The 7765-nt window shown below is 55.2% G+C and carries 7 protein-coding genes and 1 tRNA gene; 2 read left to right on the plus strand and 6 right to left on the minus strand.

Going from position 1 to position 7765, the window contains the following annotated elements:
• Nucleotides 1-31: 31 nt before the first annotated feature.
• The 5 genes from Q0362_RS00610 to Q0362_RS00630 all read right to left on the minus strand — a co-directional run bounded on the left by Q0362_RS00610 (nt 32) and on the right by Q0362_RS00630 (nt 4882).
• Nucleotides 32-2287, minus strand: coding sequence for an MMPL family transporter (locus Q0362_RS00610; RefSeq protein WP_298118617.1), 2256 nt, complete (start codon nt 2285-2287; stop codon nt 32-34).
• A gap of 46 nt (nt 2288-2333) precedes the next feature.
• Nucleotides 2334-2409, minus strand: a tRNA-Thr gene (locus Q0362_RS00615).
• A gap of 70 nt (nt 2410-2479) precedes the next feature.
• Entirely contained in the window at nt 2480-3079 is a 600-nt protein-coding gene (locus Q0362_RS00620; protein WP_298118620.1) for a copper resistance CopC family protein, read from the minus strand.
• Nucleotides 3076-4332 carry a Dyp-type peroxidase gene (locus tag Q0362_RS00625; RefSeq protein WP_298118623.1) on the minus strand — a complete coding sequence of 419 codons (1257 nt, stop codon included), beginning with the start codon at nt 4330-4332 and terminating at the stop codon, nt 3076-3078. Before Q0362_RS00625 ends, Q0362_RS00620 begins: the two co-directional genes overlap by 4 nt.
• A 43-nt stretch (nt 4333-4375) precedes the next feature.
• Nucleotides 4376-4882, minus strand: a complete 507-nt coding sequence (locus Q0362_RS00630) for a copper chaperone PCu(A)C (RefSeq protein WP_298118626.1) — start codon at nt 4880-4882, stop codon at nt 4376-4378.
• 88 nt (nt 4883-4970) lie between these two features.
• Between Q0362_RS00630 and Q0362_RS00635 the strand changes: the two genes are divergently transcribed.
• Entirely contained in the window at nt 4971-5333 is a 363-nt protein-coding gene (locus Q0362_RS00635) for a BlaI/MecI/CopY family transcriptional regulator (RefSeq protein WP_298118630.1), read from the plus strand.
• Nucleotides 5334-5349: 16 nt separating this feature from the next.
• Nucleotides 5350-6117, plus strand: coding sequence for a M48 family metalloprotease (locus tag Q0362_RS00640; RefSeq protein ID WP_298118633.1), 768 nt, complete (start codon nt 5350-5352; stop codon nt 6115-6117).
• Here Q0362_RS00640 and Q0362_RS00645 read toward each other — a convergent pair.
• Entirely contained in the window at nt 6114-7631 is a 1518-nt protein-coding gene (locus Q0362_RS00645) for an alpha/beta hydrolase (protein ID WP_298118636.1), read from the minus strand. The two genes, Q0362_RS00640 and Q0362_RS00645, sit on opposite strands and share 4 nt — an antisense overlap.
• Nucleotides 7632-7765: the final 134 nt, after the last annotated feature.

Genomic DNA, 7765 nt, shown 5'->3' on the forward strand with positions numbered 1-7765 from the left:
TCTAGGGGGCTGAAGTTACGGGTTGAGCTCGTTACTTGGCTTCGCGGCCAAGTTTGCTCGGCCACCAGATCTTGGGTCCGATGTCATACGCCATGGCAGGAACCAAGAGCGTGCGCACCAGAACGGTGTCAATGATGACACCAACCGAGACGATGAAGGCCAGCTGAACCAGGAACAGCAGTGGAATAACACCCAGTGCAGCGAAGGTTGCCGCCAGCACGATACCTGCTGAGGTGATGACGCCACCAGTGACGGTGAGGCCCTTCAAGATTCCCGGACGCGTGCCAATCTTGAGGCTTTCCTCCCGCACACGCGTCATCAAGAAGATGTTGTAGTCAATACCCAACGCGACCAAGAAAACGAATCCAAACAGCGGAACGCTCGCATCAGCACCAGGGAAACCAAACACGTTGTTGAAGAAGATTGCGGACAGCCCCATGGTTGCTGCGAAGCTCACCACAACGGTGAAGATCAACAGCAAAGGAGCCACAATCGAACGCAGCAACAGCATCAGGATGATGAAGATCACAACCAACACGATGGGGATGATCTTGGCAAGGTCAGCTTCAGCTGTGTTGTTGGTGTCGAGAGCAATAGCTGTCTCACCACCGACGAGAACCGAAGGGTCCACGGTTGCCAGGTCGACACGCATCTGCTCGACGACGTTCTCGGCTTCCTTGGAGTCAGCCTGGTAGGTCAGGTTTGCGCTGATCAGAACCTTGCCGTCAACTACCTGAGGAATGGTTTCAATCTCAGGCATCACGAAAGCAGAAGGGGCACCGGCAGCGGGAGGGCCGCTGGCATAGGCAGCAGCCGCAGCTGCTGCAGCGTCTTCAGCTGCCTTCTTGTATGCCGCAGTCATCGCTTCTGCATCTGCCTGAACAGTGACCTTAGAAATTCCGTCAGTTGCTTCTGCAGCTGACATCACAGCGTCCATCTTGGACTCGTCCGCGATGATGATCACGGGTGAGCCGTCGCCAGCATCGAAGTGCTGAGCCAAGACTTCCTGACCATCGACAGATTCAATGTTGTTACCCAGAAGAAGATCGGTCTGAGGAATACCACTGGCCTTAAGTCCTGGCAGGCCAGCAATGGCAGCAAGAAGAACGACCAAAGTGATGATCCAGGTTGCACGAGGCTTCTTTCCGACGAGGTTACCCACGCCCTTCCAGAGACCACGAACACCCTCGAGGCCAGGAAGAGTGTCAGGCTCAACGGCCGCAACCTTCTTCTTTCCAGGCTTAGGCATAAAAGGCCAGAATGCGGCGCGACCAAAGATGGCAAGCAATGCAGGCAGGAAGCTGATCGCTGCCAAGAAGGCGAAACCAATACCGAATGCGGCAATGGGGCCCAGTGACTTGTTGGAGTTGAGGTCAGAGAACAAGAGGCAGAGCAGCGCAGCAATAACGGTTGCGGCAGAGGCAAAGATGGGCTCAAAAGCACCCTTGAATGCTCGGCCTAGCGCCGACCACTTGTTCTGGACTTCGAAGAGAGCCTCGCGGTAGCGGGCAACAAAGAGCAGGGCGTAGTCGGTTGCTGCACCAATAACCAGAATCGAAAGGATTCCCTGGCTCTGCCCGTTGACCTTAATGATGTCGTTGAGGGCGAGGTAGTAAATACCCAGGATTGACCCGGACAGTGCGAAGACTGAGGTCAACAGGACCAAGACAGGCAACAGCAGAGCACGGTAGACAACCAGCAAAATAATGAACACTGCCAGCAGGGCCACAATCAGCAAGATGCCATCGATACCAGCGAAGCCACTGACGAAGTCAGCAAGGAGACCACCAGGGCCTGTCACATAGGACGTGAAACCAGCTGGAGTAACGTCTGCCAACTCGGCACGAAGACCGTTAATGCTGCTGAGGAGTTCCTCGCCACTTGCCGAGTAGAAGACGAGGTATTCAACGGCTTGACCATCTTCAGAGTATGTGGGGCCCAGCACGGAAGGAACTTGTCCTTCAACGGTGGGAGCAACACCCTCTGCCTCTTCGAGCGTGGAGGTCAGTTCATCAAACTTAACCTTGTCCGCGTCCGTCACTTCTCCAGAGTCTTTCTGGAAAACCACGATGGCAGGGATGTTCTCAGAGTCGTTGAACTTGGTCTGCCAGTCGTTGACCTCGGTGCTCTGCGCACTGGCAGGCAAGAAACCAGCCTGGTCGTTGGTAGAGACCTCAGAGATCTTGCCGAAGGTGGGACCACCCAAGCCGGCGATAGCGAACCACACAACCACGAGAACGGTTGGTAGCAGGATGCGGAGCCAGAGTTTAGGTGTCCAGTCCTTCATGTGTTTCCCCTTTGAAAGGCAATAAATTACGCGGTAGAAATTGCGATGGGGCCGCCTAGGGGAATTGAACCCCTGACCTATTCTTTACGAGGGAATCGCTCTACCAACTGAGCTAAGGCGGCGCGAACCGCACGAGGCGGAACAGTTTTCAAGCTTAGTAGCTTGGTTTCTCCAGCTGAAACTTGAGAAAAGCTACTTCGTCGAGGAATTGCGGCGGCGGCGCAGCGCAACAATCACGAGAACAGCAGCAAGAGCAACTGCGCCAGCGGCACCAAGGCCCAAAGCAAGCTGAAGTTGACCGTTGTCGCCTTCAGCGCCGCTGGAGGTCACCATCAGCTCTTCATCGGCTTCCGTCACTACAGCTTCTTCTTCAGCAGGCACAGCTTCAGCCAGAGGATCCGCATCGGAACCTTCGACAGTGAAGGTGATGGAACCAGAAGCAGGGTGTCCATCTTGAGACACAATGCGGTAACTCGCGGTGTAGCTGCCATTGGGCAACGCACCAGAAACGACAGGCACAGTCATGGTGGCGCCGGTCACATCAAAGGTGGGAGCACCTAGCTCTGCAACAGCACCGTCTGCATTCACCAGAGAGACTTCGGGGGCAAACTCCTGTTGAACCGCTTCGACGAACGTGAACTGCAGTTCGACTACTGGGGTCGAAACCACAGAATCATTTGCTGGCACTGACTGGAAGGTGTCTGAGTGAGCGTGTGCCATTGAGGTGGTTCCCACCACGACAAAAAGTGCCATCAATGCTGTGGCGATGACGGAAGCAATACGACGGATCATCCGAGGAGCCCTTCTCCGATATAGCCTCCTGGCTGACAGCCAGGAGGGAGTGCAAACACCGCCGACCCGATGGGGGTCGTCCACGTATTCATGAGGTCTAAGTCTGCCAAACGTTGCTGAACAGGAACGAATTGCTTCTGAATATCTGCCATATAAGCGGCAAAGATCAGACCTGCGTTGGGTTCCCCCGAAGGAAGCAAGCCATCTTCGTAGTTCAAGGGGCGTCGCAGGAACTTCTCTGCAGGATTGTCTGTCTTTGCTCTGCGTACGTGAGCAAAGGAAGCAATAACCGGCATTCCGTTCTCGTATGTGGCCTTGAGGTCAGGTGTGTCGAATTCTTTGGTCCCGGTCAAGGGTGCACCGTTGTGAAGGTTGCGGCCCATGGCCGTTTCCTTCTTCGTATCGTCAAGTTTGTCCCAACCAGCAAAGTCCATCTGGATACGGCGAACAACCAGGCAGGTACCATCTCTAAACCACTGGGGTCCGGAGGTTGCCCAGACCTGGCTATCGAATTCTTTGGCAGAGCGAGGGTTGACGGTGCCATCGACCTGACCAAACAGGTTGCGACCGGTCTGATCCGAGGGAACGCCGTATTGCGGGCGGTTGAACCCTGTTTGCGACCACAGTGGCTCAGCGAAAGTGTGAGCTGTTCGGCTGAGCTGACGCGCAGCGTGGGCAACAGTGAGCGGATTGTCTGCACCCACGTGAATGACTAGATCTCCACCACTGAATTCGGGCTGAAGTTTGTCGATGGAGAAAGTGGGAAGTTCAGCAAAACCTGCGGGCATGCCTCCCTGGAGTCCCAGCTTGCTGAAGAAGCCTGGGCCAAAGCCAAAAGTTGAGGTGAGGCGTGCTGGCTCGGTGGCCAAGTAGGGCTCACCATCGGGCAGAGTGGGCTTTCCCTTGGCTAAACGTGCGGCATCGTCCGTGAGCAACTGCATCATCGAACGAGCTTGTTCGAGAGTGGTGCTGGGTTTCAGAGTAAAGGCGGCATATGTTCCGTAAGCCTGCAGCGGAGTCATGATCCCGGCTTGGTATTCGCCATAGAAAGGGATCGTTGCTGACTGCTGTTGAGCTCGGAGCTGTGCTTCTTTTTCAGGGGTTGATGCCTGTGCAGCATTCACCGTCAGGGCACCGCCTGCAAAACCTGCAACACCTGCTGCGACATAACTAGAAACGACGCCAGCGGAAGCCAGGAAACCTCTGCGGGATACTCCCGAAGTTTCGCTGTCTTCCACTGGCGTCTGAGTCATAGTTCTAACCTAACAAGCTCATCTGAGAGCTTGGTGGGCGTCCTTAGCCTGCGTAGGTGGAGATGTCGCGGGCTACAGCGTCGACATCAAGAGTTGTTCCATTGGAGAACTCGAGAGTCAAGGTGACGTGGCTACCAACGGGGATGGGCTTGAGGAGATCCCAGTACATGACGTGGTATCCACCGGGCTTGAGAGTAACGGAGCCCTTGGCGGGGATAACAATGCCGCCTTCAACTTCCTGCATCACCATTTCGCCGTCATCGCCCTTGACTACTTCGTGGATTTCCATGGGGGTCTCAGAAAGGCCTTCAGTGGTGTTGGTTGCGCCGACGAGTTCAATGTCTTCGTCAGAAGGGTTCTCGAGGGTCATGAAGACACCGGTCATAGCCATGCCGTCCATGAGTTCGGGAACAGCCTTAATCCACACATCGGAAGCGGTGGGGGTGACGGGCTCAGGGGTTGCTGGTGCACAGCCGACAAGTGCGAGTGCAGCGATGGCCACAGCTACCAGAGAGAATCCGCGCTTTGTGGCGGAAGTTGAGTTCTTCAATTCAATTCCTTTGTTCAGGTATATTCTACGTAACGTAGAACACTGATAGTATTCTACAAGTCGTAGAAAAAACAACTCAGGAGAAATCATGACCACTCAACGCAACCGAGGTGAACTCGAAGCCGACATCATGACAATCCTGTGGCAACAAAATGCCCCCATGACCGCCAAAGAGGTCCAGGCCAAGTTCACTGAGAACATCCCTGCCATCACCACGTTGATCACCGTGCTCGATCGCATGTGCGGCAAAGGACAGGTCATCAAAGAATCGACCGGGGGCCGTAGTCAGACCTTCACTGCAGCGCAGAGCCGCGTAGCTCACGTCACCTCCACCATGAACTCTGCACTGCAGAGCGCAGATGACCATGTTGCAGCACTCCTCCTCTTCGCAGGAACCCTTTCTGAGGAAGACCGCGCATTCCTGCGTAAGGCAATCGACGACGGCAAATAACAGTTAGTTTGAAGTGATGGAACTTCGAACAATTGTCTTTCTGATTGCGATCTATGCCGCAATCTCCTTGTTCGTTCCTCGAGCCCTCGCTAATCCTGAGCTGGTGAGTAAACGGCCCGGGTTTGTTCTGTATGCCTGGTTCATCTCTCTCGGCATAGCTGCCCTCTCCCTGCTCATTGCACTCGGCGGCCTAGTGACCCTTGCGCTTGCACAGCATGTGGAAGAAAGCTATTCCGCTCGGATTATTGTGCCCATCCTGATCAACGTTTTTGGTTGGATCGCCTTAGCGGTTTTGGGAGTCTTGATTTTTCGCTTCGGTGCCGCCCTGGGAGAACTCAGAACCTCCCGACGCACTCTCAACGAGCAATTCGCGCTGCTGATTCCGCGTGGACAGATTACGGAGCTCTCCGGTCACCGAGTGTTGATCTTTGATTCAAGTGAAACTCTGTTGATGGCTGTTCCCAGCTCACAGTGCATCATGGTGAGTTCCCATGTGATTTCATCTCTGAGCCCGGAGCTCCTGCGGGCCGCTCTTGCTCATGAGCAAGCACACCTTGATCAACACCACGGTGTCATCCGCGCAGCAGGAGTGCTTGCGATGGCGGTTGCCCCTGGATTCTCTGCCAGTGAGCGCATGGCGCAAGCAACTCGCATCACGACTGAACTCTTGGCAGATGACGCCGCTGCGCAAAAGTTCTCCCGCCCCACCGTTGCCCAAGCACTGCGTGCCTGCTTTGGGTCAAGTCCGCTCGTGGAAGAGCGCATCGCTCGGTTAGAGAACTAACACTTCGGATCTGCAGAGGGAACTTTCCCCCGGAGTAAGAATCCATCCACTGCGTCATTCACGCAGGAATTCGACTTGTTATATGCCGTGTGGCCTTCACCTGTGTAGGTAACCAGGTGACCACCTTCGAGTTGAGCAGCCAAGCTCTGCGCCCAGCGGTATGGGGTTGCGGGGTCCCCGGTGGTGCCTACGACGAGAATGTCTCCCGCGCCTTGTGCAGAGATTTTGTGCGGAGAAAGCACGGCAGGAAATGGCCATTGCGAGCACAGCTGATCCCCATAGGAGAGATACGGCCCAATGACCGGTGCTTGACGGGCAAGTTCCTGGGCATCCTTGGCCCATTGGGCGGGATCTTTCGTCACGGGATAGTCGAGGCAGTTGATGGCGAGGAAAGCTTCCGTCGAATTATCGAGATAGGTTCCATCATCTCCGCGGTTGTAATACCGATCAACCGAACCATAAGCAGTATCAGCCTCGCCCTCGGCAACGGTGGCAAAGACATCCGAGAGGAAGCTCCAGGCATCTGGGTTATAGAGCGGAGCGATGATGGCCGTGAGCATGGCATCTGCACTGAGCTCCCTGCCGTCGCTGGCAATCAGGGGCGATTCGTCGAGTTGAACTAAGAGTTGCCCGACTTCATTCATCGCCTGGTCAACGCTGCCGCTCAAGGGACATTCATCTGATTCAAGACAATCAGTGAGGTATGCCCGAAGGGCGTTTTCAAATCCAATGGATTGATTCAGAGTCACATCGAAGCTCGTTGAGGAAGGATCAAGAGCACCGTCCAACACCATGCGTCCCACATTGCCGGGGAAGTTCTCGGCATAGACAGCTCCTAGCAAAGTGCCATAGGAGTATCCCAAGTAATTCAGCTGGCGATCGCCCACCACTGCACGCATCATGTCCAGATCATGTGCAGCACTGATCGTGTCCACATGAGCGAGCACGTCACCTGTCCGCTCGAGGCAACCTTGGGCAAACTCAGCGCTAGCACTCTCGCGCTGGGCGAACCAATCAGGGCTTGCACGAACTGAATCTAAAGTTCCAAAAAGGAACTCATCCATCTGCGCATCAGATTCAACACACACAACAGGAGTTGATGCACCCACTCCACGAGGATCAAAACCGATCACGTCGTAGTTCTTTTTCACCGCACCAGTAACGGCATAGTCGAGGGAACCAGCAACAAAGTCGACTCCAGAAACACCTGGACCGCCTGGGTTCACAAATAGGGAGCCCAGTTTCTTCGATGAGCTTGCGAGGTGGCGAACGAGGGCAAGTTCAATGGTCTCCCCCGCAGGTTCTGCCCAGTTCAGAGGAGCAGACACGGTTGCGCATTCCATCTCCTCATGGCAGTCAGACCAGCTCACGTCTTGGGTGTAAAACTGCTGATATTCCGCCGGAATAACCTCAGGTGACAGCGAGGGCTCAGGAACAACTCCCCCAGAGCAGGCAGTGAGCGTCACAGCGACGGCGGCAAGGGCGAGGCCCTTGAGAATAGCCTTCAAGCTCATGCAGGAACTTCGCTGCGTGAAGCACGAATCAAGAGAGCTTCCATGGCCAAGGCCGGTGCCACGTTGGCATCAATACGTTCTCGGGCTTCCCCGATGGCTTCCATCGTGGCAAGGGTGTCTTCGCTGGTGCGTGC

The organism is uncultured Aurantimicrobium sp. (genome assembly GCF_936931525.1).
In the GTDB taxonomy this organism is placed as follows: Bacteria; Actinomycetota; Actinomycetes; order Actinomycetales; family Microbacteriaceae; genus Aurantimicrobium.